The sequence below is a fragment of the Xanthomonas sp. 4461 genome (genome assembly GCF_024806475.1).
Lineage (GTDB): Bacteria > Pseudomonadota > Gammaproteobacteria > Xanthomonadales > Xanthomonadaceae > Xanthomonas > Xanthomonas arboricola_F.
Genome location: NZ_JANTYV010000003.1, coordinates 556,228 through 583,150, shown reverse-complemented (window position 1 = coordinate 583,150; position 26,923 = coordinate 556,228). Strand labels below are relative to the sequence as shown.

At 66.2% G+C, this 26,923-nt stretch carries 27 protein-coding genes; 6 read left to right on the top strand and 21 right to left on the bottom strand.

Annotation, left to right across the window (positions count from 1 at the left end):
* Window positions 1-92 precede the first annotated feature (92 nt).
* The 5 genes from dcp to arfB all read right to left on the bottom strand — a co-directional run bounded on the left by dcp (window position 93) and on the right by arfB (window position 5,107).
* A complete protein-coding gene (dcp, locus tag FHY19_RS14795; protein ID WP_259166928.1) occupies window positions 93-2,258 on the bottom strand; it encodes a peptidyl-dipeptidase Dcp in 2,166 nt (721 codons plus the stop codon).
* 241 nt (window positions 2,259-2,499) lie between these two features.
* Window positions 2,500-3,510: an isoaspartyl peptidase/L-asparaginase gene (locus tag FHY19_RS14790; RefSeq protein ID WP_259166927.1), complete on the bottom strand. Its 1,011-nt coding sequence runs from the start codon at window positions 3,508-3,510 to the stop codon at window positions 2,500-2,502.
* A 199-nt stretch (window positions 3,511-3,709) separates the two neighbouring features.
* Window positions 3,710-3,994, bottom strand: a complete 285-nt coding sequence (locus tag FHY19_RS14785; protein WP_259166926.1) for a hypothetical protein — start codon at window positions 3,992-3,994, stop codon at window positions 3,710-3,712.
* Window positions 3,995-4,043: 49 nt separating this feature from the next.
* A complete protein-coding gene (locus FHY19_RS14780) occupies window positions 4,044-4,673 on the bottom strand; it encodes a lysophosphatidylcholine acyltransferase (protein WP_104611846.1) in 630 nt (209 codons plus the stop codon).
* 2 nt (window positions 4,674-4,675) lie between these two features.
* Window positions 4,676-5,107, bottom strand: a complete 432-nt coding sequence (gene arfB, locus FHY19_RS14775) for an alternative ribosome rescue aminoacyl-tRNA hydrolase ArfB (protein ID WP_259166925.1) — start codon at window positions 5,105-5,107, stop codon at window positions 4,676-4,678.
* Window positions 5,108-5,164: 57 nt separating this feature from the next.
* On the opposite strand from arfB, the gene FHY19_RS14770 reads away from it, so the two are divergent.
* Complete coding sequence (locus FHY19_RS14770) at window positions 5,165-5,743, top strand: DUF2059 domain-containing protein (RefSeq protein ID WP_259166924.1); 579 nt, start codon at window positions 5,165-5,167, stop codon at window positions 5,741-5,743.
* A 391-nt stretch (window positions 5,744-6,134) separates the two neighbouring features.
* Here the strand turns inward: FHY19_RS14770 and FHY19_RS14765 are convergent, their stop codons facing one another.
* The 4 genes from FHY19_RS14765 to FHY19_RS14750 form a co-directional block, all read right to left on the bottom strand.
* A complete protein-coding gene (locus FHY19_RS14765) occupies window positions 6,135-6,905 on the bottom strand; it encodes a pseudouridine synthase (RefSeq protein ID WP_326521139.1) in 771 nt (256 codons plus the stop codon).
* Between the two features lie 78 nt (window positions 6,906-6,983).
* Window positions 6,984-7,478, bottom strand: a complete 495-nt coding sequence (locus tag FHY19_RS14760; protein WP_259166922.1) for a cupin domain-containing protein — start codon at window positions 7,476-7,478, stop codon at window positions 6,984-6,986.
* 9 nt (window positions 7,479-7,487) lie between these two features.
* Window positions 7,488-9,161, bottom strand: a complete 1,674-nt coding sequence (ubiB, locus tag FHY19_RS14755; protein ID WP_259166921.1) for a ubiquinone biosynthesis regulatory protein kinase UbiB — start codon at window positions 9,159-9,161, stop codon at window positions 7,488-7,490.
* Window positions 9,158-9,802 (bottom strand): SCP2 sterol-binding domain-containing protein, encoded by a 645-nt coding sequence (locus tag FHY19_RS14750; RefSeq protein ID WP_259166920.1) that lies wholly within the window; start codon window positions 9,800-9,802, stop codon window positions 9,158-9,160. Before FHY19_RS14750 ends, ubiB begins: the two co-directional genes overlap by 4 nt.
* Window positions 9,803-10,142: 340 nt before the next feature.
* Between FHY19_RS14750 and ddlA the strand changes: the two genes are divergently transcribed.
* Together ddlA and FHY19_RS14740 are read left to right on the top strand one after the other, a co-directional pair.
* Complete coding sequence (gene ddlA, locus FHY19_RS14745; RefSeq protein ID WP_259166964.1) at window positions 10,143-11,249, top strand: D-alanine--D-alanine ligase; 1,107 nt, start codon at window positions 10,143-10,145, stop codon at window positions 11,247-11,249.
* On the top strand, window positions 11,246-11,728 hold the full coding sequence (locus FHY19_RS14740) for a GNAT family N-acetyltransferase (RefSeq protein WP_259166918.1): 483 nt from the start codon (window positions 11,246-11,248) through the stop codon (window positions 11,726-11,728). The genes ddlA and FHY19_RS14740 overlap by 4 nt, the downstream gene beginning before the upstream one ends.
* A gap of 116 nt (window positions 11,729-11,844) precedes the next feature.
* On the opposite strand, the gene FHY19_RS14735 is transcribed toward FHY19_RS14740, so the two are convergent.
* The 3 genes from FHY19_RS14735 to oleC form a co-directional block, all read right to left on the bottom strand.
* Window positions 11,845-12,003 (bottom strand): DUF1328 domain-containing protein, encoded by a 159-nt coding sequence (locus FHY19_RS14735; RefSeq protein ID WP_003468167.1) that lies wholly within the window; start codon window positions 12,001-12,003, stop codon window positions 11,845-11,847.
* A gap of 64 nt (window positions 12,004-12,067) precedes the next feature.
* Window positions 12,068-13,078 (bottom strand): 2-alkyl-3-oxoalkanoate reductase, encoded by a 1,011-nt coding sequence (gene oleD / locus FHY19_RS14730; protein WP_259166917.1) that lies wholly within the window; start codon window positions 13,076-13,078, stop codon window positions 12,068-12,070.
* A gap of 66 nt (window positions 13,079-13,144) precedes the next feature.
* Window positions 13,145-14,797: an olefin beta-lactone synthetase gene (oleC, locus tag FHY19_RS14725; RefSeq protein ID WP_259166916.1), complete on the bottom strand. Its 1,653-nt coding sequence runs from the start codon at window positions 14,795-14,797 to the stop codon at window positions 13,145-13,147.
* A 218-nt stretch (window positions 14,798-15,015) separates the two neighbouring features.
* Between oleC and FHY19_RS14720 the strand changes: the two genes are divergently transcribed.
* Window positions 15,016-15,399 carry a YkgJ family cysteine cluster protein gene (locus FHY19_RS14720; protein WP_259159507.1) on the top strand — a complete coding sequence of 128 codons (384 nt, stop codon included), beginning with the start codon at window positions 15,016-15,018 and terminating at the stop codon, window positions 15,397-15,399.
* Window positions 15,400-15,458: 59 nt separating this feature from the next.
* Here FHY19_RS14720 and FHY19_RS14715 read toward each other — a convergent pair whose 3' ends face one another.
* From FHY19_RS14715 to FHY19_RS14700, 4 genes are all read right to left on the bottom strand, one after another.
* Window positions 15,459-16,361, bottom strand: coding sequence for an alpha/beta fold hydrolase (locus tag FHY19_RS14715; RefSeq protein ID WP_259166915.1), 903 nt, complete (start codon window positions 16,359-16,361; stop codon window positions 15,459-15,461).
* Window positions 16,362-16,490: 129 nt separating this feature from the next.
* Window positions 16,491-17,660, bottom strand: a complete 1,170-nt coding sequence (locus FHY19_RS14710; protein ID WP_259166914.1) for a Fic family protein — start codon at window positions 17,658-17,660, stop codon at window positions 16,491-16,493.
* Window positions 17,661-17,775: 115 nt separating this feature from the next.
* Window positions 17,776-18,792, bottom strand: coding sequence for a 3-oxoacyl-ACP synthase III (locus FHY19_RS14705; RefSeq protein WP_039814176.1), 1,017 nt, complete (start codon window positions 18,790-18,792; stop codon window positions 17,776-17,778).
* Window positions 18,793-18,893: 101 nt separating this feature from the next.
* Window positions 18,894-19,214, bottom strand: a complete 321-nt coding sequence (locus tag FHY19_RS14700) for a DUF4156 domain-containing protein (RefSeq protein WP_104611858.1) — start codon at window positions 19,212-19,214, stop codon at window positions 18,894-18,896.
* A gap of 387 nt (window positions 19,215-19,601) precedes the next feature.
* Here FHY19_RS14700 and FHY19_RS14695 point away from each other — a divergent pair, with 387 nt between their 5' ends.
* Together FHY19_RS14695 and FHY19_RS14690 are read left to right on the top strand one after the other, a co-directional pair.
* On the top strand, window positions 19,602-20,063 hold the full coding sequence (locus FHY19_RS14695) for a hypothetical protein (protein WP_259166913.1): 462 nt from the start codon (window positions 19,602-19,604) through the stop codon (window positions 20,061-20,063).
* A 26-nt stretch (window positions 20,064-20,089) separates the two neighbouring features.
* Window positions 20,090-20,566, top strand: coding sequence for a tRNA (cytidine(34)-2'-O)-methyltransferase (locus FHY19_RS14690; protein WP_259159512.1), 477 nt, complete (start codon window positions 20,090-20,092; stop codon window positions 20,564-20,566).
* 322 nt (window positions 20,567-20,888) lie between these two features.
* Here the strand turns inward: FHY19_RS14690 and FHY19_RS14685 are convergent, their stop codons facing one another.
* The 5 genes from FHY19_RS14685 to FHY19_RS14665 all read right to left on the bottom strand — a co-directional run bounded on the left by FHY19_RS14685 (window position 20,889) and on the right by FHY19_RS14665 (window position 26,911).
* Complete coding sequence (locus FHY19_RS14685; protein WP_259166912.1) at window positions 20,889-22,115, bottom strand: MFS transporter; 1,227 nt, start codon at window positions 22,113-22,115, stop codon at window positions 20,889-20,891.
* Between the two features lie 92 nt (window positions 22,116-22,207).
* Entirely contained in the window at window positions 22,208-22,825 is a 618-nt protein-coding gene (locus FHY19_RS14680; protein ID WP_259166911.1) for a hypothetical protein, read from the bottom strand.
* Window positions 22,826-22,957: 132 nt separating this feature from the next.
* Entirely contained in the window at window positions 22,958-23,752 is a 795-nt protein-coding gene (locus FHY19_RS14675; RefSeq protein ID WP_259166910.1) for a hypothetical protein, read from the bottom strand.
* A 391-nt stretch (window positions 23,753-24,143) separates the two neighbouring features.
* Complete coding sequence (locus FHY19_RS14670) at window positions 24,144-25,484, bottom strand: sigma-54 dependent transcriptional regulator (RefSeq protein ID WP_259166908.1); 1,341 nt, start codon at window positions 25,482-25,484, stop codon at window positions 24,144-24,146.
* Window positions 25,469-26,911: a HAMP domain-containing sensor histidine kinase gene (locus FHY19_RS14665; protein ID WP_259166906.1), complete on the bottom strand. Its 1,443-nt coding sequence runs from the start codon at window positions 26,909-26,911 to the stop codon at window positions 25,469-25,471. The genes FHY19_RS14670 and FHY19_RS14665 overlap by 16 nt, the downstream gene beginning before the upstream one ends.
* Window positions 26,912-26,923 lie beyond the last annotated feature (12 nt).

The window sequence follows — 26,923 nt, the reverse complement described above, 5'->3', positions numbered from 1 at the left end:
CCCTCAGCGTCACCGAACGTCAGTTGCATGGATCACTCCTCAACATGAGGCGGATAGTGTCGCGTATCTGTAGTGCGTTATTCAGAGATTCCTTAATCGGTCAGTCCACGATTTTCCAGCAGCGCCTTGACGCTGGGGTCCTTGCCGCGGAAGTCGCGATACAACGTGGCCAGATCGACCGTGTTGCCGCGCGAAAGGATCTTGGCGCGGAAGATGTCGCCGTTCTTGCGGGTCAAGCCACCGTTTTCCTTGAACCATTCGAACGCGTCATCGTCAAGCACTTCCGACCAGAAATACGCGTAGTACCCGGCCGAATAACCGCCGCCCCAGATGTGGTCGAAATAGCTGCTGCGGTAGCGCGGCGGCACTTCGGCCAGGTCGACCTTGAAGCGCTTGAGCGCGTCGGCTTCGAACTTGCTTACGTCCTGCAGCGGCGCGTCGGCCGGCTGGGTATGCCAGGCCAGATCGAGCAGCGCGGCCGACAGATATTCGGTGGTGGCGTAGCCGCTGTTGAAGGTCTTGGCCTTCTTGATCTTTTCCACCAGCTCGGCCGGCATCGCTGCGCCGGTTTGATAATGCTTGGCGTAGTTGGCGAAGACCTTCGGATCGGAGGCCCAATGCTCGTTGAACTGCGAGGGGAATTCCACAAAATCGCGCGAGGTGCTGGTGCCGGCGATCGAGGGGTACTTCACCTTGGAGAACATGCCGTGCAGCGCGTGGCCGAACTCATGGAACAGCGTGGTGACGTCATCGAAGCTCAACAGCGCCGGCTGGCCGGCGGCCGGCTTGGTGAAGTTGCAGACGTTGTAGACCACCGGCTTGGCACCGGTGAGGCCGTCCTGCTCGACGAACACATCCATCCAGGCACCGCCGGACTTGCTGTCGCGCTTGAAGTAGTCGGTGTAGAACAGCGCCATCGAGGTGCCGTCCGCGTCGAAGACTTCGTACACCTTCATGTCCGCGTGATAGGTCGGGATGTCGGTGCGCTGCTTGAAGGTGATGCCGTACAACTGGGTGGCGGCGTAGAAAACGCCGTTCTGCAGCACGTTGTCCAGTTCGAAATACGGCTTGATCTGCGCCTCGTCCAGGTCGTACTTGGCCTTGCGCACCTGCTCGGCGTAGAAATCCCAATCGGACGCGGCGAGTTTGAAATCACCCTTCTGCGCGTCGATGACCTTCTGCATCTCGGCCACTTCGCGGCGCGCCTTGGCAGTGGCCGCCGGCACGGTGTCGGTCAGCAGCTTCAGCGCCGCCTCCGGGGTCTTGGCCATCTGGTCGCCCAGGCTGTAGGCCGCGTAATTGGCGAAGCCGAGCAACTTGGCCTTTTGCGCGCGTAGCTGCGCCAGGCGCTGGATGGTCTGCCGCGTGTCGTTGGCATCGCCCTTTTCTGCGCGGGTTTCGGAGGCCTTCAACACCTCGGCGCGCAGTGCGCGATCCTTCAACGAAGCGAGCACCGGTTGCTGGGTGGTGTTCTGCAAGGTCAGCAGATAGTTGCCATCGAGCTTGCGCGCCTTGGCGGCATCGGCGGCGGCGGCGATGTCGCCCTCGCTCAGCCCATCTAGTTTGGCCTTGTCGTCCACCACCACTGCACCGGCAGCGGAGGCTGCAACCAGACGGGTATGGAACTGCGTGGACAACGTGGTTTCTTCCACGTTGAGCTTGCGCAGGCTGTCCTTGTCGGCATCGGAGAGCTGCGCGCCGGAGCGCACCAGTTCTTCGTAGTCGCGCTCGACCAGGCGCTTTTGTTCCGGCTCCAGATTCAGCGTATCGCGCTGGTCGTAGAGGGTCTTGACGCGTGCGAACAGCTTCGGATCAAGGTTGATCTCGTCCTGATGCGCGGCCAGCTTGGGCGCGATCTCTTCCTGGATCTTCTGGCGTGCATCGCTGGTATCGGCCTGCACCAGCCCGAAGAAGATGCGCGACACGCGCGTCAGCGTCTCGCCGCTGCGCTCCAGTGCCTCGATGGTGTTGTCGAAGGTGGGCGCTTCGGTGTTGTCGGCAATCTTGCGCACCTCGGCCAGATGCAGGCGCATGCCTTCTTCGAACGCGGGAAGGTAATCGCTGTCCTTGATCTTGTCGAACGGCGGCGCCTGGAATGGCAGCGTGCTGGCGGTCAGCAACGGGTTCGGCGCTGCGTCCGCGGCCGGCGTGGTGGTCTTTTCGGGCACGGTGGTGGACTCCTTACCGGATGGCTCTTTTCCAGAACATGCGGCCAATGCCAGGGTGATGGCGGCGGCCAGAACGACGGTACGCGACATGGCGTGTGATTCCTGAGTGGTTGTTACGGCAACCGGTCACGCTAGCGGGTTTGCGCAGCGCCGGCATGTGCCGTTGGATTGGCTGGATGAATCCGGTTGGGATTGGCAAAGCTGAAGGGGGCGCAGATGCAGGCCCGGCACCGGTCACCAGCCACGGGCGACAGCGTGCAGCACGGGATTTTTCAGGGTTGCTTGCGGGCAGCCGTCGGCTAGCGGGCGTGGGGGCCACGCCCAAGCCCCGTCAGAGCGTCTCGTCCTTGAAGATGGCCACATGCGCGGTGCCGTCGGCACCGATCCAGCCGCGGTACATGCCCTGGGTATTGAACGGGAAGGCGATGTTGCCTTGCGCATCCAGCGCGATGGCGCCGCCATCGCCGCCGGCCTTCGGGATCTGCTGATCGATCACCGCCTCGGCGGCCTGTTGCAGCGATTGCCCGGCGTACTTCATGCGCGCGCAGATGTCGTAGGCGGCCACCGCACGGATGTAGAACTCGCCCCAGCCGGTGCCGGACACCGCGCACTGCGCATTGGCGTAGGTACCGGCGCCGATGATGGGCGCATCGCCCACGCGGCCATAGCGCTTGTTGGTCATGCCGCCGGTGGATGTGCCGGCGGCCAGATGACCGTCGCGGTCCAGCGCCAACGCGCCGACGGTGCCGAAGTGCTTGGCGGTTTCCAGATCCAGTTCGGCTTGTGCCTTGCGGTCGCCGGCCTCGGCCTTGAGCGCTTTTTGCAGCTGCTGCCAGCGTTTGTCGGTGCGAAAGTAACTTGGGTCGACCAGGGTGACGCCCTGCTCGCGCGCGAACTGTTCGGCGCCGTCACCGATCAGCATCACGTGCTTGGAATGGTCCATGACGCTGCGCGCCAGCTGGATCGGGTTCCTGACCGTGTGCACGCCGGCAATCGCGCCGGCCTTGCCGGTGGCGCCGTCCATGATCGCGGCATCCAGTTCGTTCTTGCCGTCATGGGTGAACACAGCACCGCGCCCGGCGTTGAACTGCGGCGCATCCTCCAGCACGGTGATGGTGGCCGCCACCGCATCCACCGCACTGCCGCCACCTTGCAGAACCGCGTGCCCGGCACGCAGCGCGCGTTGCATCGCCTCGCGCGCCTGCGCCTGTTCCTCGCTGGAAAGGCTGGATTTTTCCACCCCGGCGCCGCCGTGGATCACCAGCATCGACGTGGCCGCCAGTGCGGGACCACTACATAACGCTAGCGACAGGCACAACGCACGCGCTGACGAAGCGATCATGATTTTTCCTCTGCTGCAATTGATTGAGGTGACCGTCCATGCCGGGCAGCTAGGCAAGTCTGATCGGTGAATACGGGCTTAGTTCGACGCCGGCCAATGCGCCATATCGAATGCATCCATGGCTCAAAATGATGCCTCCCACGATTGGCCAAATACCAGAGTTAGCAGACTCGCGACACGGCGTTGTCTTGAGTAAGTGTTAGGCCTTCACCGGTGCATGAGCCGCCCACAGGCTCTCAAATATCTGAGCGCTGATGCAAACTCCATTGAACTCGGATGATTGGTTGACCTCCGCAAGTGGAGGTATTGCAGTGCTGCTTAGTTCGGTCCCAGGGGAGTTGATGTGCCGGGTCGCAAAACCGACCTTGCCATCTAGGAAGAACTCAAGTTTGCGGATCTCGCAGCTGTGGTGATCAAGCTCCGACACCAACCGTGTCGGCTCATCGATATTTTGATGCTTCCACTCAACGTCAATGTATTTCACGTGACCTGATACCTGTTGGCAAGGCGCATGGGCGCCACTAGACGCTCACCTACAGCGTATCGCGATGCTTGCCGCGCCACGGGCGGTACCAGGTGCGGATGGCGGCGATGTCGGCCGCCATGTCGGTGCCGGTCCAGAACGGCTCGCCGATGCCCACGGTCTTGCTGGGGTAGTCGAAGTACACCGGCAGGATCGGCACCTTGGCATCGGAGGCGATCTTCCAGAAACCGGCCTTCCAATTCTCCACGCGCTTGCGGGTGCCTTCGGGGGTGATCACGTACCACATCTGCTCGGAGTTGCGGATCAGCCGCACCGCCTGGCCGATGGTGCCCTGCGGCGAACTGCGATCCAGCGGGATGGCGCCGAGCTTGCGCAGCAGCGGCCCCAGCGGCCACCAGAACAGCTGCGTCTTGCCCAGCACGCGCACGTCGAAGCCCAGCGCGAACTTGGCCGCAAAGCCCAGGAAGCCGTCCCAGTTGGACGAATGCGGCGCGACGATCATCACCAGCTTGGGCTCGTCGGGCAGCCGCCCGAGCAGGCGCCAGCCGGTCAGACGTAGCGCCGTACGCCCCAGCCAGCGGCCGAAGCGGCCGTGCGCCCGCGGCATTCTGGGAGGGGATGGCTGCAGCAGGATGTTGGCCTGTGTTACCGGTGGCAACGACGGGTCGGTGTGACTCACGCTTACTCCCAGTGGGACGCAGAGCGTCCACGCTTGATATGGCTGCGCTCACGCTTGGCATCCAGCCGCCGCAGCTTGGCACCGTGACTCGGTTTGGTGGCGACCCGGCGCTTGGGCACCGACAGGCACGCACTGATGATCTCGGCCAGCCGCTCGCGCGCATCCTCGCGGTTGCGGTCCTGGGTGCGGAAGCGCTGCGCGTCGATCACCAGCACGCCCTCGGCGGTCATGCGACGATCGCGCCGCGACAGCAGCCGCGCGCGCAACGGTTCGGGCAGCGACGGCGAGCCGGCCACGTCGAAACGCAGTTCCACCGCGGTGGAGACCTTGTTGACGTTCTGCCCGCCCGCGCCGCTGGCGCGCACGAAGCGTTCGACGAGTTCGCTGGGCGGAATCGTCAGGCTGGGGGTGATCTGGATCGGGTCGCTGGCCATTGTCCGGCGATTGTATCGGCAGCGGCGTGGACGCGCGCGCGAACACCGGCTTCCCGTATGCTGCGGCCGGTTCCCCGATTGCAGGATGCTCCGATGACACTCGATTCGCTCGCCGCCGCCGGCGCACTCGCCCGCCGCCTGTTGCTGGCTGCCCTGCTGGCGGTGGCCGCGCCGACCGCGCTGGCGCAGGCGCCCACCGATGCCGACGTCAACCGTCTGCTGGCCGCCTCGCGCGCGCAGACCATGCTGGACACCATGCTGCCGCAGATCGAAGCGATGCAGCAGCAGCAGTTCGCCCAGCTCACCGCGCAGCGCCAGCTCGACCCCGACCAGCAGGCGCAGCTGCAACGCATCCAGGAGCGTACCCGCCAGACCGTGCGCAAGGCGCTGTCGTGGTCGGAGCTGCGCCCGATGTACGTGGACATCTACAAGCGCTCGTTCTCGCGCGAGGACGTGCTGGCCATGGCCGAGTTCTACGAGAGCTCGGCCGGCCAGAGCCTGCTGGACAAGACCCCCGCCCTGACCCAGAACCTGATGGGCGCCATCCAGCAGAAGATGCTGCCGCTGTTTGCCGATCTGCAGAAGGACCTGGAGAAGATCGTCAACGAGCCGGCTGCGGCGGCGCAGAAGCCCTGAAGGGCGGGGATTCGGGATTCGGGATTGGGGAATCGCAACGCCGTGGCGGCGGTTGCGGTGCGTTGCCGATCAACGCAGTGCATCCACTTTTCCGCTGACCGAAGCAGCCCCGCTCCCGTCGGGAGTGCTGTTGTCCTGAGGGCCCAGTGGCGGGCTTGCCCCCATCCGCCCTTCGGGCACCTTCCCCCGCAAGCGAGGGAAGAAAGCAAGTTGGAAGGCGAGCAGGGAAGGCGGGAACGCGGGAAGGCGAGGAAGGCGAGGAAGGCGAGCAATGAGTGTCACGCCTGAGCCCCTCTCCCGCCTGCGGGAGAGGGGTTGGGGTGAGGGGACGGCTGCGCAGATTTCCTGCAGGCTGAGTGGACGTCCCGATCGCTGAACCAGGCACGCCCCATCACGCCGTCGGCACGACTCCCAACCCCGCCATCTCCCACCCGAACAACGCACAGGCCTTGGCGAATTCCACATCCAGCGGCGCAGTGACGCTGATGCGCCGTCCATCGGCCGGATGCGGAAACCCCAGGCGCTCGGCGTGCAGCAGCATGCGGTGGACGCCGAGCATGCGGAAGCTGCGGTTGTGGCGGCCATCGCCGTGGCTGGTGTCGCCGATCATGTGATGCGACAGATGCTTCATGTGTCGGCGAATCTGCCGGAACCGCCCGGTCTGCGGCTGGCAGCGCAGCAATGCATAGCGCGACGTGGCAAAGCCGGTGGACGGGATCTCCAGCTCGCCGGTGGCCAGGCGCTGGAAGTGGGTCACCGCCGGCTTCTTGACCGGCTTGCCGGGGCCGCCGTCCAGGTCGTGGTCGACGCTGAAGCGCTCCTCGGCCGGCCAGCCGCGGCACACCGTCAGATAGTCCTTCTCCACTTCGCCGGCCATCAAGGCCTTGCCCAGCGCGCTGGCGGCGTCGCGGTCGAACGCCAGCAGCAGGCAGCCGCTGGTGGCGCGGTCGAGCCGGTGCACCAGGAAGATCGGCTTGCCCAGCTGTTCGCGCAGGCGGTCGGCCAGAAAGTCGTCCTCCCCGCGCGCCAGCTTGCTGTCGTGGACCATCAGGCCGGCGGGTTTGTCGACGACGGCCAGGACATCGTCCTGGTAGAGAATCTGCAGATGCTTGGGTGATGTGCTCACCGGCGGATTATCCCCATCGCCGACAGCGTATGCCACCGCGTCGCTGCGCCGATCAACCGGTTGAACTGACCCACGGCGGTGGCCCAGCCCGCGGATCGCTCACCACAAGCGCCCTCAGTAAGGCGTGCCGTCCTTGTGCCGGTACGACCACTGCCCGTCTTCAGTGCTGACCAGCATCAGATCGTCGTCCGGGTAGGTGATGCAATCGCCGGCGCTGCGGTCGCCCACTTCCAGATACGTCACCGCCGCCTGGCTACGATTGATCAGGCAATGCGCATCGCCGTCCCCGGCGCGGAATCCGGCGCACATGCCCGGCTGCAGCAGTCGCTCGCCTGCGTTGCTCATCAGGCTCGGCGTACCGCTGACGATGTAGACGAATTCATCCTGCAACGAATGCCCGTGCCGCAACGCCGAGCGTGCACCCGGCGCCAGCGTGGTCAGGTTGACGCCGAAGTTGCGCAGCCCGAACAGGGCACCCAGCGCACGCTTCTGGCGGCCGTCCATCTGCGCAGCGAACACCGGCGGATAGCTGGAACTCTGCGTACGCGGCGGTACATCCAGCGCGGCAATCGGCGCAGCAGGCAGTGCATCGGTTGCGTCGTCGGACATGGCCGAATCCTATCGCCGTAGCCAGGCGACCAGCAGGGCCGCCGACCCGGCGCCGCCGCTGATCCAGCTCCATACCGGCACCGTGCCCAGGTACCAGCCGTCCGGATGCAGGCCATACAACACGGCCGCCACCACCAGCAAGCCGCTGCCGGTGATCGCCGTGACCACGCGGGTCTGCAGCTTGCGCAGGCTGATGTCCAGCGCGCGCAACTCGGCCGAGCGGATGTCGAGCTGATGGCGGCCTTCCACCTGCTGCTTCAACCAGCTGTGCACCAGGCGCGGCATGTCCGGTGCGTGGGTCATGATTTCCGGTAGCCGCTTGCTCAACTCGCCCAGCATCCTGCGTGGGCTGTAGCGCTCGCGCAGGATGCGTTCGAGCACCGGTCGCGCCACCGCCCAGATATCCAGCTTGGGGTCGAGCTGACGGCCCACGCCTTCGATGTTGAGCAAGGTCTTCTGCAGCAGGATCAGCTGCGGCTGCAGGGTCAGTTCATAGCGCTGCGCCACGCGGAACAGCTTGATCAGCACCTGCGCCAGCGAAATCTCCGACAGCGGCCGGGTGAAGTAGGGCTCGCACACCGAGCGCGCAGCCGCTTCCAGTTCGTCGATGCGCACGTTGGACGGCATCCAGCCCGCCTCCACGTGCAGCTCGGCCATGCGGCGGTAATCCTTGTGGAAGATCGCCATGAAGTTCTCGGCCAGGTAGTACTGATCTTCCTGCGAGAGCTGGCCCATGATGCCGAAATCCAGCGCGATGAAGCGCGGATTGAGCCGGCGCTCCGGATCCGAGTCGACCCAGATGTTGCCGGCGTGCGCATCGGCATGGAAGAAGTTGTCGCGGAACACCTGGGTGTAGAACACCCGCACGCCCTTGGCCGCCAGCGCCTTGCGGTCGATGCCGGCGGCATCGAGCTTGACGATATCGTCGGACGGAATGCCGTACACGCGCTCCAGCGTGAGCGCGCGCTCGGCGGTGTGCGACCAGATCACTTCCGGCACGTACAGATCGTCCGAGCCTTCCCAGAACCGGCGCAGCACGCTGGCATTGGCGCCTTCGCGCTGCAGGTCGAGCTCGGCCGACAGCGTGCCTTCGATCTCGGCCACCACTTCGCGCGGGCGGATCTTGTCGGCGCGCGGGTGAGTGCGCTCGACCAGCGTGGCCAGCGAATGCAGCAGCGCGATGTCGGCATCGATCTGGCGCTCGATGTCCGGGCGCAGCACCTTGACCACCACTTCGCGGCGCACGCCATCGGCGTCCGGCGGCAACGTGGCCGCATGCACCTGCGCAATCGACGCCGAGGCCAGCGGCACGGTGTCGAAGGAGGCAAACGCCACGCTGACCGGCAGGCCGAGCGCGCCTTCCACGATCAGACGCGCGGCCTGCCCATCGAATGGCTTGACCCGGTCCTGCAGCAAGGTGAGTTCTTCGGCCACGTCGGCGGGGATCAGGTCGCGACGGGTCGACAGGATCTGCCCGAACTTGACGAAGATCGGCCCCAGTTCCTGCAACGCCAGCCGCAGCCGCGCACCGCGCGATTGCGCGGCGATCTCGGCGCTGGCACGCGGCACGAACGGCTTGGCCACACGCAGCCAGCGCTCGGCGGCCGTGCCTTGCAGCAGGTCGTCCAGGCGGTAGCGCAGGATCACCCGGCCGATGCGGCTGGCCCGCAGGATCGCCTTCATGGCGTGCCTCCGGCGGCGCGCAGGCGAGTGACGCGCGCAGCCAGCCGTTCGACATCGTCGCGCAGCTCGTCCACGTCGTCATGGAAGGCCTCGAGCTCGGCCCGCGGCACCACATCGCGCGATTCCTCGGTGACGAATTCGGCCGCGCTATGTGCCAGATCCGATGCACTGCGACGGGCCTGCTGCAGCGCTGCACGCACCGCGCCGGCAATCTGTACACCCAGGATCTGCCCGAACACCGTCACGAACGGCAGCTGCCAATCCGGGTCGAAGCGCCCGGCCAGTTGCTGCAGCTGGCGCGCAAGCTCCGCGTCGCCGGAGACCTTGAGCCGCCCCGCCGGCGCACCGCTGCGACGCGCATTGGCCAGAAACGGCAGCTGCCCAAGCAGGCCGGCCAGGCTGCTGCGCACCGCCAGATCCGGCTCCTGTGCCTGATCCACCGGGCCGACCAGCAGCCGTCGCTCGTGCACGCGGATCTGCAGCGCAAGTGCGGGCGCGTCCAGGGTCAGGGCGATGCGCTGGCCTTCCAGCGGCAACAGGGAGTCGCGGGTATCCGGGTCCAGCGCCAGGGCGCGATTGAGCGCGGCCTGCAGGGCCTGGCCGGCGAGCGGCTTGAGAGAATTGAAAAGTGATGCGGACATGGGCGCATTCTACCGCCCCCGCATGTCGCAGCTGGCTGACGATGGTGGGGCGCTGCGCGCCGGAGGCTGCTGCGGTGGCCACGGCAGGCGCTTGCCTGGCGGTGGAACGATCGATGCACCGGTCGACGCCTGGGGTGCCTGGCAGGCCGGCGCTGCACGGCGGCTGACCAGGATGGTGCGCTCGCGGCGCGGTGCGGGCGGCCCGTCGCGACCATCGCTCCCTGCGCCGATGAGCGCAGCGTCCGCGCACAGTTGCCGCCCGCCCGATCTGCCGGCTTCCTTCGGCCTGCCGGTCACGGGCATGCTGGCGATCTTTTCGAATAACTGGCAGGAGCAGGCGATGCGCAAGATCCGGGTCGGTCTCATCTTTGGCGGCAAATCCGCCGAGCACGAGGTCTCGCTGCAGTCGGCACGCAACATCCTGGACGCGCTCGACCCGCAGCGCTTCGAGCCGGTACTGATCGGCATCGACAAGCAGGGCCAGTGGCATCTGAGCGCGGCGGAGGGCTTTCTGCACGATGCCGACGACCTGGGTCGGATCGCCCTGCACCGCAGCGGACGCTCGGTGGCGGTGCTACCCGGCGCCGAGCAGGCGCAGCTGCGGCCAGTGGACACCGAGCAGGCGCTGGCGCAGATCGATGTGGTGTTCCCGATCGTGCACGGCACCCTGGGCGAAGACGGCTCGCTGCAGGGATTGCTGCGCATGGCCAACCTGCCCTTCGTCGGCTCCGGCGTGCTTGGCTCGGCGGTGGCGATGGACAAGGACATGGCCAAGCGCGTGCTGCGCGATGCCGGCCTGGCGGTGGCACCGTTTGTCTGCTTCAACCGTCACACCGCCGCGCACGCCGATGTGGATGCGTTGATCGCGCAGCTGGGGTTGCCGTTGTTCGTCAAACCGGCCAATCAGGGCTCGTCGGTGGGCGTCAGCCAGGTGCGCAGCGCGGACGCCTTTACCGCCGCACTCGCCTTGGCGTTGTCCTACGACCACAAGGTGCTGGTGGAAGCGGCCATTGTCGGCCGCGAGATCGAATGCGCGGTGCTGGGAAATGCCACGCCACGGGCCAGCGTGTGCGGCGAAGTGGTGGTGCACGATGCGTTTTATTCGTACGACACCAAATACATCAGCGCGCACGGCGCCGACATCGTGATCCCCGCCGAGCTGGATGCGCAGACGCAGCAGCGCATCCAGCACCTTGCGGTGCAGGCGTATCAAGCGCTGGATTGCGCCGGCATGGCGCGCGTGGATGTGTTCCTGTGTGCAGACGGACGCATCGTGATCAACGAGGTCAATACGCTTCCGGGCTTCACCCGCATCAGCATGTATCCCAAACTCTGGCAGGCAAGCGGGCTGGACTATCGCGGCTTGATCACGCAGTTGATCGAACTGGCACTGCAACGGCATGCGGACGATCAATTGCTGCGCAGCGCGGTAGACACCCGCGCATGAGCGCCGCGCAGCCGCGCGCAGTGCAGGCGCACGACCATGCCGCATTGCTCGCACTCAACAATGCCCATGCCACAGCACTGTCGTTGCTCGATGCCGATGGGCTGGCCGCGTTGTTGCAACGGGCATGGCATGCCAGCGTGATCCCGCCGGCAGACGGCCTGTTGATCGCACTGGATCAGAGCGCTGACTACGCCAATGCCAACTATGCGTGGCTATCGAAGCGCTTTGCGCGCTTTGTCTATGTGGACCGCATCGTGATCGGCGTCCATGCGCGGCGACGCGGCCTTGCCGGGCAACTGTACGCCGACCTCATCCGCAGCGCGTGTGCGGCAGCGCAGCCGCGCCTGGTGTGCGAAGTGAATCTGAGCCCGCCCAATCCGGCATCGCTGGCGTTGCATCGGCAACTGGGATTCGTACCGATCGGCGATGCGGTGCTGGCTGGTGGCAAGCAGGTGCAATACCTGGAAAAACTGCTGTGAGGGGCAAAGACCCCACTGAAAAACCGCCATAACGCACATGGCCCGCCTCCTTGCGGAAGCGGGCCATGTGAGCACCGATCGGCAGCGCCGCTGCCGTGGCGTATCGCAGCGGGACGTTAGACCTTGCCGCGACGGAACATCGAGATCACTGCCAGGATCAGGAACACCACGAACAGGATCCAGGCAATGTTGGTCGCCGCACCGGCGATACCGCTGAAGCCCAGCACAGCGGCGATGATGGCGATGACGAAGAAGATGATGGCGTAATGCAGCATGGCAAAGATTCCAGAAGTTGTCGTGCCGAATCGGCGCAGACGTATCCTGAAGATGTGGCAGTCTTTATCGAGTGATGGCGATGTCGTTGGAAGATGAGGATCGCAGCCGTTGCAGGCCTTCTTCGATGCTGATGCGTGGCACATAGCCGAAGTCGCGACGCGCAGGTTGCATGCTGTACCAATGCGGCGTGCACAACTGTTCTACCAGAAAACGCGTCAGCGGCACTTCGCCAGGCAGACGCAACAGTGGCCACATGGTCTCGCAGATTGCACCGATTGTGTACGCCGTCTTGAACGACAGCGAACGCGTCACCGCCGGTGCGTCCACTGCCGCAAGCAGGCGATTGAGCAACTCGCGCATCGGCAACGGTTCGCCGTTGGAAATGAAGTACGCCTTGCCCGCGCAGGCAGCGCCCGGCGCAAGATGGTCGAACGCATCGAAATGCGCTTGTGCGGCGTTGTCGATGTACGTGCTGTCCACCAGGTTGCTGCCATCGCCCACCATGCGCAGGCGACCGGCGCGCGCGCGTGCCGCCAGCCGCGGCAACAGATGATTGTCGCCCGGCCCCCAGATCAGCCGCGGACGCAATGCCACCGTGGCCAGCTGCGCATCGTTGGCTGCCAGCACCGCACGCTCGGCGATCGCCTTGGTCGCCGCATACGCGGCGCGCAGGTCTTCGCCATATGGCACCTCATCGGCGCCCAGGCCCTCCACCGGGTTGGTGGCGCGGTGGGTGACGCTGGGTGTGGAGGTGTAGATCAGCCGCGGCACGCCATTGGCGCGGCATGCGTCGAGCACGTTCTGCGTGCCCACCACATTGGCCTGGTGATAGCTGTCGTAGCTGCCCCATGCACCGGCCTTGGCGGCGTTGTGGAAGACCGCATCGATGCCGGCGAAGGCATGCCGCACCGCTTGCGGGTCGGCCAGGTCGCCACGGATCTGGCCCACGCCCAACGTCTGCAACACCGGGTAATCGCCGCGTTGAAAACTCACCACCTCGTGCCCGCGCGCGCGCAAGCCGCGGCACAACGCCTGGCCAAGAAATCCACCACCGCCGGTCACCAGAATCTTCATCGCTTTGCACCGATCACAAGAGGAAACACGGAAGAACCACTAAGCTGCGCGCACCGCTGCATGTGCTTACGCACGCTGTTGCGCCGCCCAGACCGCCAGTTTTTCGCGGCCGATCTTGGCGTTGTGGCGGATGTCGACCGGGAAACCGGGATGCCGCAGGAAACGTGCGATACCGGCGGTATGCGGATGCGCGGCGCCCAGCGCACGCAATGCGGTTTGCACGTCCGCGAAGGCCGATGCCGACACGCCAGGCTGCAACTCCACGCACAGCACCGGTTGCTGTTGTCCGGCTGCACCTACACCGACCAGCGCGGTGCGCCGCACCTGGGGATGCACGTTGAACACCGGCTCCACCTGCTCGGTGTACAGCGGGCCTGTGGCCGTCTCCACGCGATGGGTCTTGCGCCCGCAGAACCACAAGCGTCCTTCCGCATCGAAATAGCCCACATCGCCCATGCGGTGCACGATGCGTTCGCTGCCATCGTCGCTGCGCTCGCGGATCTTGGCGATGCGGGTGGCCGCATCGCGATTGAAATAGGTATCGGTGGTGGTCGGGCCGGCGACGGTGATCTCGCCGACCTCGCCCACCGCCAGCACGCGTGCGCCGCTCCAATCGGCAATGGCCGCATCGTCGATGGCGATGATGCGCACCTCATTGGGCGCGACCACCTGTCCCACACAGGTTCCGGCACCGGCTTCGGTGGCAGCGCGCGTTGCGTCCAGGGTGCGGCCTTCGATTGCCGCCACCGGCAGGCATTCGGTGGCGCCATACGGCGTCCAGAATTGCGCATCGGCCGGCAGCAGCGCGCGGATGGTGGCCACCACATCCGGCGGCACCGGTGCGCCTGCCGACGTCGCCAGGCGCACCTTGGGCAGCGGCTGCCCGTAGTCGGCCAGCACGCGCATCAATGCCGGCGAACCGAACAACTGCGTCACTCCGAAGCGGTTGAGTGCATCGTGCAGCTTGCGCGGGTCGGCAGTGGCCGGGCGGGTCGGATCCATGTCCGGAATCACCGAGGTCAGCCCCAAAGCAGGATCGAACAAGGCAAACGGCGGGAACGTCGGCAGATCCACGCCACCGGGCTGCATGCCGAAGGCATTGCGCAGCAACTCGATCTGGCCGACGAAATGCCGGTGTCGGTAAACCACGCCCTTGGGCACGCCGGTGGAGCCGCTGGTGAACAGGATGGCGGCCACATCGTCCGGCCCGGTGTTGGCCAGCTGACTGCCGGCGCCGGCGCCATCGCGCTCCACGCGCGCCAGTGTCACCCCGCCCCACCCGTAACGGCCACCGACGCTGACGATCTGCTTTGCAGAGCGCGCCCAGCGCAGCAGACGACGCGCCAACTGCGCAAGCGGTATGCCGATGAACGCCTGCGGCTGCGCTTCGTCCAGGCATTGCTTGAGCGCGCGCTTGTCGATGCCCGGATCCACCAGCACCGGCACCGCACCGGCCTTGAACAAGGCAAACATCAGCAGGAAGAATTCCGGCGACGGACGCACCATCACCACCGCGCGCGCGCCACGGCCGATGCCGTGCAGCGCCAGGCCGGCGGCGATCGCATCGCTGCGTGCATCCAGTTCGGCATAGCTCAAGGTCACGTCGTAGGCGGCAAACCCATTGGCGGCGCGGCGGCCGGGGCAGCGAATGGCGATCTGATCGGGGCGCTCGCGCGCCAGCTGCGGCAAGGTGGCCGCGATATTGCAGAGAGTGGTCATCGCCGTATTATCACCCATGCACTCACGGTGCTGGCCGCTTGTGCGCAGGGCGCGCCTGCACCTGCAGCGGATGCGCGCCGTGGTCGGGGCACGCGCCCGTCCGATGCCGACGCATGAATCGCTTAGCGGCGGCGGCCGCATGCCTCTTGTATCGCAGCACGGTTCGGTCAGAATGCCGCGCTCCCCACGCGATTTCGCCGCGCCAGGCCCGGCATTCCATGGCACACCCCTGCCTTACCTGCGGCGCTTGCTGCGCCTATTTCCGCGTCAGTTTCCACTGGAGCGAAGCCGATCCCGCATTGGGCGGCAGGGTACCGATCGAACTGACCGACTCCTTGCGCACGCACGAGCGCGTGATGCGCGGCACCTCGCAATCGCAACCGCGCTGCATCGCCCTGGATGCCGACATCGGCCGCTATAGCCGCTGCAGCATCCACGACCGCCGCCCGTCCTCCTGCGCCGCCGTGCCGGCGTCGCTGGAATTCGGCCAGCGCAGTGCGCAATGCGACAAGTCGCGCCTGGCGCATGGTCTGCATGCGCTGACGCAGGACGATTGGATCGGCGTGGACGACGCGCAGCGCAATCCGCTGCCAGTGCCGTGACCGGACCTGGCTGCTGACGCATACGCCATCGGCGCATTGATCGGTGTCGGATGCCTCGCTTACAGCGGATGCGTATCCAGGAACGTGCGAATCGCCGGCACCAGCACCTCGTGCTTGTCTTCCAGCACGTAGTGATTGGCATCGTCGAACGCGGTGACCTCGGCAGTCGGCAATGCCTGGCGAAAGCCGGCCAGGAAGTGCTTGTCGAAGCAGATATCGCGCAGGCCCCACGCGATGAAAGCCGGGCGGTCTGCGAACGAGGGCAATGCCTGCGCCGAGCGCTCCAGCAACGACCAGGCCTGGTCGGCTGGCGACAGCGGAATGTCCTGCATGAAGCGAATGGTGGAGATGCGGTTGCGCCAATTGTTGTAGGGCGCCACATAAGCGCGACGCACGTCGGCCGGCATCCGCCGCGACACGCCGAACCACGAAGCGCCGGACGAAAACGCATTGAACGTGCGGATGAACCACTCGCCCGATCCCCAATGCCGGCCCATCGCGATCTGCCACGGCATCGGCTTTTCCGGCGGTAACGGGAATGCAGCGGTGTTGGTGATCACCAGCCGCTTGACCTGCGCGTGATGCGACAACGCCCAGCCGAACCCGATCATGCCGCCCCAGTCGTGCACGGCCAGCGTGATCGACCCAGTGATGCCCAGATGCCGCAGCAAGGTATCCAGATCGTCCACGCGCGATTGCAAGGTGTAGTCGTAGCGCGGCTGCGCGTCGGGCGCATCGTCCGGCTTGTCGGACAGCCCCATGCCGATATGGTCCGGCACGATGCAGCGGTAGCGATCCGACAGGCCACTGACCAGATGCCGCCACAAATAGCTCCACGACGGATTGCCGTGCAGCATCACGACCACCTCGCCATCGCGCGGACCTTCGTCCAGATACGACATCGCAATGCCGGGACGCACGTCAAGGCGCTGGGGAGTGAAGGGATAGCCGGGGTAGTTCATGGATCTCTCTATTTGCTAAAGCTTGGACTGGGTGTGTCTGGCAAGTCGCCAGCTACATCGCCACGACAGTATCGAAAATACGCTGGGTCTCTGTGCCTCGTCGGCAACGGCCGTGCGCAAACGAATCGCTCACAGCGGCTGCGCTCCTTCGCTGAGGATGTCGAGATAGGCGTGGTAGGCAAAAATACGATGCCGCTGCTGGCCGGTGAGTTCGTTGACGATTTCCAGCTCCTGCAGGGTGCGTACTGCGGCACGGATGGTGGGCGCACTCAACGACAGGGTGGGCGCCACTTGCGGCACCGCCAACACCACGCGCCGCGCGAACTGCTCAAACACCAGGCCGACGTTGCCTGCTCGCTGGCCCAAAGCGGCAATGCGGGCCCGATCACGTGCCAACAGTGCCAGCAGGCGCTGCGCGGTGTCGACGGCTTGTTGCGCGGTCTCTGCCACACCATCCAGAAAGAAGCCCAGCCATCCTTCCCAATCACCGTTGAGTCGCACCGCATTGAGGCGATCGTAGTAATCGGCACGACGGCGCTTGAAATACAGGCTCAGATACAGGCTGGGCTCCCGCAGCACGCCTTCGCTGCACAGGATCAAGGTAATCAACAGCCGTCCCAGGCGCCCATTGCCATCGCTGAAGGGATGGATGGTTTCGAACTGCACATGGGCAAGCGCCGCCTTCACCAACGGCGGCATCTGCCCCTGCGGCGCATGCAGAAACTGTTCGAGTGCCGACAGCGCGTCGGGCAATGCATCTGGCGGTGGCGGAACAAAGTGTGCAAGTGCAGGCGAGGCCCCACCTACCCACACCTGGCTCCGGCGAAATTCACCTGGCTGCTTGCCGGCTCCACGCCCGCCCTGCAGCAATAGCGCATGCATCTCGCGGATCAAACGCAGCGACAGCGGGAAATCGTCCTCGCGCAGGCGCCGCAAGCCATGGTTGAGGGCCGCGACATAGTTGGACACTTCTTCGACATCGTCGACAGGCACGCCCGGTGCCGCATCCATCTCGAACAGCAACAGGTCCGAGAGCGATGACTGGGTTCCTTCGATCTGGGACGACAGCAAGGCTTCCTTGCGGATGTACTGATAGAGAAACAGTTCCGGGTCCGGCAGCATCAGCGTGATGCCGTCCAGTCGCCCTAGTGCCTGGTCGGCGCGCTCTTTGCGCGCCACCAGTTCAGCCTGTGCGAAATCCAGTGCCGGCACTGCCGGCAACGGATCAGGGACGAACGCCTGGTAACGGCTCCCTGCGAGAGCGCCAGCAACATAGTGTCCGGTGATGCGCTGAGCCATCGTCTTTCCTTACAGACTGCAGCTGTTCCTGCAAGGAAACTTAGATACCACTTTTTTACCTAAGCAGCGATCTTGCCCGGCGTGCAAGAGCATCGGCCGGCCAGTATCACACGCATTACCAGACCACTTCCGCCATCGAGCAGTTCAGGCCAGAACCAATCCCCATCAGCGCGATCCGGTCGCCCTTCTTCAAACGGCCGAGCTCCTTGAGCTTGCTCAGCACGATCGGTACCGAAGCCGGACCGATGTTGCCGTGTTCGCCGAAGATGGTCATCACCTTGGCCGGGTCGATGCCGAACGATTTCACGAACGAGGCAGTATGCGGGCGGCTGACCTGGTGGATGACGAACTGGTCCAGCTCGTCCACCGCCCAGCCCATCGCCTGCTTGGCCGCCAGGAAGGTCTTCTGCGCCAGCTTGATGCCTTCGATCAGCAGCAGGCGGGTGTCGGTGACCATGCGGTCCAGGTTGCCGCGGCACAGCTTGTTCCACTCGGTGGCCGAACGGGTCACGCCGCCCTTGTAGCGCGGCGCGTCGGGCACCAGCTCGGTGCGCGCCATCACCATGGCCGCGGCACCGCAACCCAGGGTCAGCGCAGCGAGCTCGTTGCGGAACTCCTCTTCGGTGACGTCGGGCGAGGTCATGCGCTCGAGGGTCTTCTCGTACACCAGGTTGGCGGTCTCGCCGTCGACGACCAGCGCATAGTCGATCTCGCCGCGTTCGAGCATGCGCGCGGCGATGTCCATGCCGTTGATGAAGGCAAGGCAGGCGTTGGCGACGTCGAAGGTGACGCAGTGGTCGCCGACCCCGAGATTGCCGGACACGATGGAGGCGGTGGACGGCTCCAGGTAGTCGCGGCTCACCGAGGTGTTGACCAGCAGGCCGATCTTCTCGATACCGATGCCGGCGTCGAGCAGTGCCTTGCGCGCAGCCTGGGTGGCGGCGTCCGAGGCCTGGACATCCTGGTCCCACAAGCGCCGTGCATGGATGCCGGCAACGTCGCCCAACACGTCGGTCTTGATTCCGAGGCGGTCGTAGGTCGGTTGCAGGCGCTCGTTGATTTCCTTGGAAGTCAGCGTGTGCGGCGCATCAATATGCGCCAGTCCCGCGATGGAGACATTCTGGAAGAGCATCGAAGTAGCGCCATGGCGTCAGGCGAGGGGGCGCTAGTCTAGCTGCTGGCTGGTTTTACCGCATCTTTACATTTGAATGGCCGCCGCCCCAGCCCAACGGTTCAGCGCGGCGGGCAGCGGAAGGCGTTGAAGCGCTGGCTTCCGTCGGCCGGTTGGCCTTGTGCCTGCACGGCATTGGCATTGGCACCCGGGGCCTCGTTGCGCGCCAGCGTTTCCAGCTCCTCCTGCACGCGCAGCGGGTTGCGGTTGTAGAAGCCGACCTTGCTCTTGACCGACACCACCACCTCGCCCTGCTGCTGACAGCCAGCCGGCACAGGGCCTGCGGGCAATACCTGCACGCTCTTGCCGCTTTGTTCGATCGGCACCCAGGTGCACGCCGCGGTGGTGGTGGCAACCAGAACAGACAGCATCAGCACGCGCATAAGTCATCCACACCGAAGGGTAAAGCCGGATTGTGCCGCAGTTGCCCGGCAGCCAAACGCGTGCACAGCATTGTCCATACGCCTCATTCAGCACAGCGCAACCGCCACTCAATCGCCCGATGCAAGCGGCGCTGGATGCCGTCCGGTGCCTGTCGCTGCGTCCGGGTGTCCGGACGCGGACACTGGTTGATTCTGAAAAATTCTTTAAAAACAACACATTAAAGATGGCACGCGGCTTGCTGCAGTCACGTGGCCATCGAAGCGCATGACGCAAAGATGACTGTCTGCTGAACAAGCGAAGGAAAGTTCCGAAAGTTCTTGCGAATACCGAAACGGTGTACTACCTTACTACCACACCACTGATCACCCACACCAAGAGACCTCGCCATGAAGACCCAGACCCTGCGCATCGCCCTCTCCGCCGCCCTCCTGGCCGGCACCAGCTTCGCCGGTTTTGCCCAGGCCTCCAGCCTGACCACGCTGGATGCGGTGCAGGTGCGCCCATCTGCCGACCAGATCGCCCAACAGACGCTGGAACGCAGCAGCGACATCCGTACCCTGGCCGCCGTCCAGGTGCGCCCGTCCGCCGAACAGCTGGCTGCCCTGGCCGCCGAACAGGCTGGTCCGCGCGTGATCACCCTGGCTGCAGTGCAGGTGCGTCCGTCGGCCGAACAGCGCGCCGAGTTGGTGGTCCGCAGCAGCGCCGCCACCGCCCAGAGCGCCTCCGGCCAGGCCGCTGCCGCCATCGGTGCGCTGATGGGCCAGGTCATGGTCAATCTGCCGGTGCCGCAGCTGCAGCCGTCGCCGGCGGAGCTGGAAGCCCTGGTCAGCGCAGCCGTCCGCCTCTAAGCCTGCGCGCAGCTACACTTGCGCGCATGCCAGCACCCGTCCTCGATGTCATCCTGTTCCAACCGGAAATTCCGCCCAACACGGGCAATGTGATTCGCTTGTGCGCCAACACCGGCGCGCGCCTGCACCTGATCGAGCCACTGGGCTTTGACCTCAGCGACAAGCAGCTCAAGCGCGCCGGCCTGGACTACCACGAATACGCAACCCTGCAAGTGCACGCCGATCTGCCTGCTGCATTGGCTGCCATCGCGCCCACGCGCGTGTTTGCGCTGAGTACGCGCAGCACGGTGCGCTACGACACACCGCAATTCGCCGATGGCGATGCGTTCTTGTTTGGCCCGGAAACCCGCGGCCTGCCGGCCGAGGTGCTGGAGTCGATCCCGCCGCAGCATCGTCTGCGCCTGCCGATGCGCCCGGACAACCGCAGCCTCAACCTGTCCAACACCGTTGCAGTGATGGTGTTCGAAGCCTGGCGGCAGTGGAACTTCGCCGGCGGTCAGTAACCGCGACGCAGCACCATCGCCCACAACTGCGGCTCCGCTCCCGGCAGTGGGGATGGACCGCCGTACGTTCGGTTCTTGAGCCGGATCCGCAGAGGTCTAACCCAGCCGTTGACCAGGCCTGATCGGACGCCAGACACCCGGCACGGCCCACCTCCCACGGCACGCTCTGCTTGCCGTGTTGCCTGCATGCGCACTGCGCGTGCTGCGTGCTGCGTGCTTGCATCAAGGCTTGCGCCCCCCGCCTGTCCAGCGCCAGGCCGCACGCACCGCTCGCGATGGACTCCAGGACACACGCGCTTTCTTGCACGCGCCTGCGGCGCCACTACGGCGCGGTCTGCACGCCGGTCGCTGCCTGCAACATGCCGCGACACCCTGCCCATAACGCAACGGCCAGCAAGGCGATTGCGCCCAGGCTCAAGAACGCGACGCGGTAGCCGAAGGCGTGCGCGAGCCAGCCGCCGAAGGCCGGGCTGAGCGCCGCACCAATCCCCTGCACCGTCATCACCGCGCCCTGGCCGACGTTGACCCGGCCGGTGCCATGCAGCAAACGCGCCACCAATGCCGGGACCACCACGCTTTGCAGGCCGGCGCCGAGCCCATCGAGGATCTGCACCGGAAACACGCCCCAGCCGTGGATCACCGAGGCCGCCACCAGCGCGCGCAACGGCAAGGCCATGAAGGCCAGCAGCAACACCCACCAATGTCCGTGCACGCGGATCCAGCGCATCGCCAGCAAGGCGACCACCACCATCGTGGCCTGGGCGACCACGATGGTGGTGGCGGTCAGCGCGCTCGGATCGCCGGCGTGGGCGGCCACGATCGCCATGCCGTACAACGGCAGCATCGCCGCGTTGCCCAGATGAAACAGCCCCAGCGTGACCGCCAGCAAGGCCAATGGCCGGCTGGTCAGCAATACCCGCCAGGCACTCAGTGCGTCTGCGCCATCGGCATGCGCCAGGCCGCGTGCAGCGCGGTGGTCGATGGCGGTTGCCGGAATCGACAGCACGGCCGCCAGCGCCAACACGCCGAACACCGCAGTCAGCGCGAAGATCGCGCCAAACCCGTAGCGCCATCCCAACCAGCCGGCCAGCACTGCGGCCAGCATGTTGCCGGCGTGATTGGCGACCTGGTTGCGCGCCAGTTGATGATCGAACCCGCGCGCACGCACCAGGCCCAACGTGATGCCGGTGAGCGCCGGGCCGATGCCCGCCGCAGCCAGCGCCGATGCGATCTGTGCGGCGACCACCCCGGAAGCGGTCGGGCGCAGCCAGATCAACGCGGTGGCGAGCAGGATCGCCAGACAGCCGATCACCACCACGGCGCGCTTGCGCCGGGTGGCATCGACCAATGCGCCTGCCGGCGTGGTGGCGAGCATGCCGGCAATCCCGCCCACGCTCATCACCGTGCCGATCGCCGCCACCGACCAGCCCTTGGACTGCAAAAACACACTCAAAAATGGCCCCAGCCCGTCCTGGACATCGGCCACGCTGAAATGCAGCGCTTCCAGCGCGCGCGTACCAGGCGGTCGGCGTGCGGTGCTCATGCGCATCGCCCTGTTGCCTGTTGCCAGGCACGGCCTGCCTGCATGACAACGCCGATGACGACCTGCTCATTCCAGCGCAGCGGACACATACGCGGCGCCTAGTGCTTGGGCTTGGGCTTGGGCGCGCCCGGGCCATGCGGCGGATGCTCGATCTGCTTCAACCCGGCGGCCTTGCTGCCCAGCGCGTGCGCGTGGATCAACACGCCATGCGGTGTCGCCTTGGTATCGCCTTCGACCACCAACGGCTTGCCGACCACCAGTTGCCTGGCGAAGTCGGCGCCGGCATGCGGCGGGAAGCGTACCGTCACTTCATCGTCCAACAGCACGCCATGCACCTGCCCATGCGGACCATGCAGCAGCCGCGCGATGGTGCCGGCGTGCTGGGTGAGCTGCGGCTTGGGCGGCTTGCCGGCCGGCGGTTTGGGCTTGGGCTTGGCATGCGGCCCATGCGGGCCTTCGTCGAGGATGCGCTTGCCGCCGGCCGGATCGATCGCCAGGGCCACCAGCATGTCCACATCGCGTGGCTTGAGGCCGCGTACGGTCAAGGCGCTGCCCGGCTTGAGCGCCTTGAGCAGGGCTGCCGACAGATGCGGCGGGGTGTGGACCTCGGTGCCGTCGGTCAACAGCAGGCCATCGATATCGGCCTTGGGATTGAGCAGAAAACGCGCCAGGGTGCCGCGGGTTTCAGGGAGGAAATCAGGATCGACCCAATGCATTGTGGACTCCAACTAGGTAGGACCGGCCAACGCCGGCAAGCCGCACCCGCCGCCACGCAAGGGGCGCGGCGGAGGTGCGTAAACGAATGCTGCGCGTGGGCGCCGCCGTCGCCTTCGCGGCGGCGCCCCGGGTCAGCGCGGTGTCGGCGGTGCGGCCGGTGGCACGGGCGGCCCCGGTGGTGCCGGCGGCGGTGGCAGCGGGCCATCCGGACGCGGAGCCGTGAACAACGCACGCTGCGAGGCGCGGTCGCGGCCCACCTCGGTAGCCTCGATCGAACGCCCGGCGGCGGTGGCGACGCCGAACCCGCGCACGCTCAGCGGTGCTCCGGTGCGCAGCAGGTCGCCCAACTGAAGTGCCAGATGCGGCGGCATCCGCACCACGGTGCCGTCGCTTAGCAACGCACCGTTGGTTTCGCCGCCCGGGCCATAGACGAGGCGCTCGATGCGACCATCCGCTGTTAACGGCGTCAGTGCAGCAGGCGGGGGCGGCGGGGGCGGCATGTCGCCGGCCAACGGCGGGCGGTCCACTACCTCACGCTTGCTGCGCGTGGAGCGGATGCTGCTGGCACGCAGCACCGGCAGATCGCCGAGGCGATAGCCCTGCACGCTCACCGTATCGCCGCGGCGCACGGCTGCCTGCAGTTCATCGGACCGATGCGGTGCAAACCCGATCTGGGTGCCGTCGCGCAGCCACAACCCCTCCACCTCACCATTGGGAGTGAGCATGAACCGCTCGACGGTGCCAGTGACCTGCACCGGCGCGGCGGCCACCGGTGCTGGCGGCACAGGCGGCATCGGCGGCGGTGGCGGTGGCGTGCCCACCGGCGGACGCGGTGCGGCAGGCGCGGCAGGCGGCGGTGGAACCTGCGCCGCAGCGGTGGCCACGCTGCAGGCCAATGCAAAGGCAAGTGCGGTCTGACGAAGCATGTGATGTCTCCAGCGCGGCAAGGAGTGCCGCTCGCAGTAGGTACAACGCAGGCATCGTGCCAACTGTGGAAGCCTTGTTTTTCAAGGCGGAGGGCCTGGAACGGGGCGAATGGACGTCTGCATTTCATCCAACCGCGTCCGTTTTGCAGACACCCTGCGCTGCGCTGTCCGCTGTCCGGGCAGCACTGAAGAACGGCGTCAGCGCTTGCAACCTGCGGGTGTGGCTACGCGGCTGACTGTGCTGGCCCATGGCTGCCTGGCCGATTCACTGCCTGCGGAATGCATCGGCATGCAACCTTGTGCCGGCGCGGGTCAGCACGGGCCGGCGAACCGTTCGATGAGCACCACCTGATCGCCCATCCGCACCGCTGCACTGGTGCCGCCCGCGCGCCTACTGCAACCCGTAGTCGTCGAGCTTGCGGTACAGCAGTTGGCGATGAATGCCGAGCCGGCGCGCTGCCTCGGCACGGTTGCCGCCGCTATGCGCCAGCGCGTCCTGGATCATCTGTTTCTCCAGCCGCGCCACCGCCTCGGGAAGCTGCATTTCCGCAGCCGCCGGCATCGCCTGCGGCGGCGCCATCTCGCCGAGCGCCTCGTCCAGATCGTCCGCCTCGATGCTGTGCCCGCGCACCAGCACCTGGCTGCGCTGCATCACGTTGCGCAACTCGCGCACGTTGCCCGGCCAGGGGTAGGCCAGCACACGCGCCTGCGCGGCCGGCGACAGCGTGCGCGCACCGCCTGGCCCGGTCCGCAGGAAGTACTGGGCCAGCAGCACGATGTCCTGCCCGCGCTCGCGCAGCGGCGGCAGTTCGATCGGTACCACGTTCAAGCGGTAACGCAGGTCGCTGCGAAACTGCCCGGCCGCCACCCACGCGGCCAGATCGCGATGGGTGGCCGCCAGCACGCGCACGTCCACCTTCTGCGCACCGCGGCCGCCCAGCGGCGTCACTTCGCCTTCCTGCAGGAAGCGCAGCAGCTTGGCCTGCATCGGCAGCGGCATGTCGCCGATTTCGTCCAGGAACAAGGTGCCGCCATCGGCCTCGCGGATCAGGCCGATCCGGTCGCTGGTCGCACCGGAGAAGGCGCCCTTGCGATGGCCGAACAACTCGCTCTCCATCAACTCCAGCGGAATCGCGGCGCAATTGACCGCCACGAACGCCGCCTCCGCGCGCGCACTGGCACGATGCAACGCGCGCGCGGCCAACTCCTTGCCGGTGCCGGTCTCGCCAGTGATCAGCACCGGCAGCTCCGATGCGGCCGCCAGCCCGATGCGCTTGTGCACCGTGCGCATCGCCGGGCTGTGGCCGACCAGCGCATCGTCTTCTTCGGGCAGCGGGATCGGCGGCTCGGCGGTCGCAGCATCGGCGCGGCTCAGCAACGCGCGCTCCACCACATCGACGATATCGGCACGCCCCACCGGTTTGACCAGGTGGTCGAACGCACCCAGCGTCATCGCCTCGATGGTGTTGCCGCTGGACACATGGGCGGTCAGCATCACCAGCGGCACCTGGGCCGCCTGCGCATCGCCTGCCCGCGCGCGCAGCACCTCGATCCCATCCATGCCCGGCATGCGGAAGTCCACAAAGGCCAGGTCGATACCGCCTTCGCGCAACTGCGCCAGGCCCTGCGCGCCGTTGCTGGCGGCGATCACGCGATGCCCGAGCGAGCGCAGCGTCGCCTGCAAGGTGGCAAGAAACGCTGCGTCGTCGTCGATGATCAGGATGCACGCCATGGCAGCTCCACAATGAAATGGGTCATGCCGTCGGCATGGGTGTACTGCGCCTGGCCGCCGTGCGCGCGTGCGATCTCGCGCACCAACGCCAGCCCCAACCCGTTGCCGTCGCTGCGACCGCTGACGAACGGTTCGAACAATTGCGCTGCGATCGGCTCGGGGACCGGTGCACCGTGGTTGCTCACCTGCAGATGCAACGCAGCTTCGCGCTGCTGCGCGCGCACTGCGACCTGCGTGCCGGGGTCTGCATGCTGCAGCGCATTGCGCAGCAGATTGTGCAGCGCGCGTCCCAGTTGCTGCGGATCCAGTTGCCACTGCAGCGGCGCATCCGGCACCTGCAGCTGCAGTCGATGCGCGGCGTGCGGCAACAGCGCCGGATCCAGCAGCTCTTCCAGCCAGTCCTGTACCACCACCGTTTCCAGCTGCAGGCGGATCGGCTGCACCATGCCAAGCAGGCTTTCGACCACGCCATCCAGGCGCCGGATCTGCGCCAGCATCAGCGCACCATGCGCCGCATCGTCGGGGGTGAGATCACGGCGTGCGATCTCGTTTTCCACCGCAAGCCGCATGGTGGCGATGGGGTTGCGGATTTCATGCGCGACCGTTGCGGTCATGCGCCCGAGCGCGGCGAGCCGCTCATGCCGCGACAGCTCGTCGGCCAACTTGCGGGTCTGCGAAAGCGCCTGCGCAGTGCGCTGCGCGTACCCAGTGACCGCAGCGCCGAGCCGGTCGAGTTCGGGCGCGCCGGTATGCGGAATCTGCGGTATCTCGGTGTCGGCCGCCAACGCGTGTTGAATCTTCTGCAAGCGCTGGCTCCAGCGCCGCACCACCACCCCAAGCGCAATAGCCGACACCGCCACCATCGCAAAGATCAACACCATGCCGATCGCCAGCGGCCGCCACGCGTCCGAGCTGCTCGCCGGCACTCGCGACATGGTCCACGCGGCGGTACCGGCCGCCAACGGGCAGGCGCTGATCAGCAGCACCTCGCGACTGCCATCGCGACGGAACTGCACGGGCTTGCGTCCCTGCGCGCTTTGCCGCGCGGTGCCCACGATGGTTGCCCACTCGGCCGCCGGGATATCGGTCTTGTGATCGCTACCGTCGTAGGTGGGGTAGGCATAGGCGATGAAACCCTTGTCCACATTCCACACGCCGCCTTCCACACCGGGCGCATCGGCCAGCACCAATTGCACCACCACCGCAGCCAACCCGGCGCCGTTGTCGCCGCTACGCGCGGCCTCGCTTGCGCCGGCATAACGCTGCACGATGCGTGTGCACTGGTTGCCCAACTGTTGGCGCGCATCTTCCAGCCGCACGCCTTCGGTCTGACGGTACAAGCCGTACAACATCGTGGCCACGCCCAGGCAGGCGGCCACGATCACCACCCAGATCAGCAGCAGTTGCCGCAGCAGCGAACGTGGCATGAAGGCAATCCG

Excerpts from the sequence above, each read along its gene's own strand:
- dcp (WP_259166928.1), bottom strand. The coding sequence starts at position 2,258 with ATGTCGCGTACCGTCGTTCTGGCCGCCGCCATCACCCTGGCATTGGCC.
- oleD (WP_259166917.1), bottom strand. The coding sequence starts at position 13,078 with ATGAAGATTCTGGTGACCGGCGGTGGTGGATTTCTTGGCCAGGCGTTG.
- arfB (WP_259166925.1), bottom strand. The coding sequence starts at position 5,107 with ATGGCCAGCGACCCGATCCAGATCACCCCCAGCCTGACGATTCCGCCC.
- FHY19_RS14750 (WP_259166920.1), bottom strand. The coding sequence starts at position 9,802 with ATGTCCGCATCACTTTTCAATTCTCTCAAGCCGCTCGCCGGCCAGGCC.
- FHY19_RS14705 (WP_039814176.1), bottom strand. The coding sequence starts at position 18,792 with ATGCTCTTCCAGAATGTCTCCATCGCGGGACTGGCGCATATTGATGCG.
- FHY19_RS14720 (WP_259159507.1), top strand. The coding sequence starts at position 15,016 with ATGGCACACCCCTGCCTTACCTGCGGCGCTTGCTGCGCCTATTTCCGC.
- FHY19_RS14710 (WP_259166914.1), bottom strand. The coding sequence starts at position 17,660 with ATGGCTCAGCGCATCACCGGACACTATGTTGCTGGCGCTCTCGCAGGG.
- FHY19_RS14790 (WP_259166927.1), bottom strand. The coding sequence starts at position 3,510 with ATGATCGCTTCGTCAGCGCGTGCGTTGTGCCTGTCGCTAGCGTTATGT.
- FHY19_RS14665 (WP_259166906.1), bottom strand. The coding sequence starts at position 26,911 with ATGCCACGTTCGCTGCTGCGGCAACTGCTGCTGATCTGGGTGGTGATC.
- FHY19_RS14740 (WP_259166918.1), top strand. The coding sequence starts at position 11,246 with ATGAGCGCCGCGCAGCCGCGCGCAGTGCAGGCGCACGACCATGCCGCA.
- ddlA (WP_259166964.1), top strand. The coding sequence starts at position 10,143 with ATGCGCAAGATCCGGGTCGGTCTCATCTTTGGCGGCAAATCCGCCGAG.
- FHY19_RS14700 (WP_104611858.1), bottom strand. The coding sequence starts at position 19,214 with ATGCGCGTGCTGATGCTGTCTGTTCTGGTTGCCACCACCACCGCGGCG.
- FHY19_RS14715 (WP_259166915.1), bottom strand. The coding sequence starts at position 16,361 with ATGAACTACCCCGGCTATCCCTTCACTCCCCAGCGCCTTGACGTGCGT.
- oleC (WP_259166916.1), bottom strand. The coding sequence starts at position 14,797 with ATGACCACTCTCTGCAATATCGCGGCCACCTTGCCGCAGCTGGCGCGC.
- FHY19_RS14690 (WP_259159512.1), top strand. The coding sequence starts at position 20,090 with ATGCCAGCACCCGTCCTCGATGTCATCCTGTTCCAACCGGAAATTCCG.
- FHY19_RS14675 (WP_259166910.1), bottom strand. The coding sequence starts at position 23,752 with ATGCTTCGTCAGACCGCACTTGCCTTTGCATTGGCCTGCAGCGTGGCC.
- ubiB (WP_259166921.1), bottom strand. The coding sequence starts at position 9,161 with ATGAAGGCGATCCTGCGGGCCAGCCGCATCGGCCGGGTGATCCTGCGC.
- FHY19_RS14735 (WP_003468167.1), bottom strand. The coding sequence starts at position 12,003 with ATGCTGCATTACGCCATCATCTTCTTCGTCATCGCCATCATCGCCGCT.
- FHY19_RS14770 (WP_259166924.1), top strand. The coding sequence starts at position 5,165 with ATGCTGCGGCCGGTTCCCCGATTGCAGGATGCTCCGATGACACTCGAT.
- FHY19_RS14695 (WP_259166913.1), top strand. The coding sequence starts at position 19,602 with ATGAAGACCCAGACCCTGCGCATCGCCCTCTCCGCCGCCCTCCTGGCC.
- FHY19_RS14670 (WP_259166908.1), bottom strand. The coding sequence starts at position 25,484 with ATGGCGTGCATCCTGATCATCGACGACGACGCAGCGTTTCTTGCCACC.
- FHY19_RS14685 (WP_259166912.1), bottom strand. The coding sequence starts at position 22,115 with ATGCGCATGAGCACCGCACGCCGACCGCCTGGTACGCGCGCGCTGGAA.
- FHY19_RS14680 (WP_259166911.1), bottom strand. The coding sequence starts at position 22,825 with ATGCATTGGGTCGATCCTGATTTCCTCCCTGAAACCCGCGGCACCCTG.
- FHY19_RS14760 (WP_259166922.1), bottom strand. The coding sequence starts at position 7,478 with ATGTCCGACGACGCAACCGATGCACTGCCTGCTGCGCCGATTGCCGCG.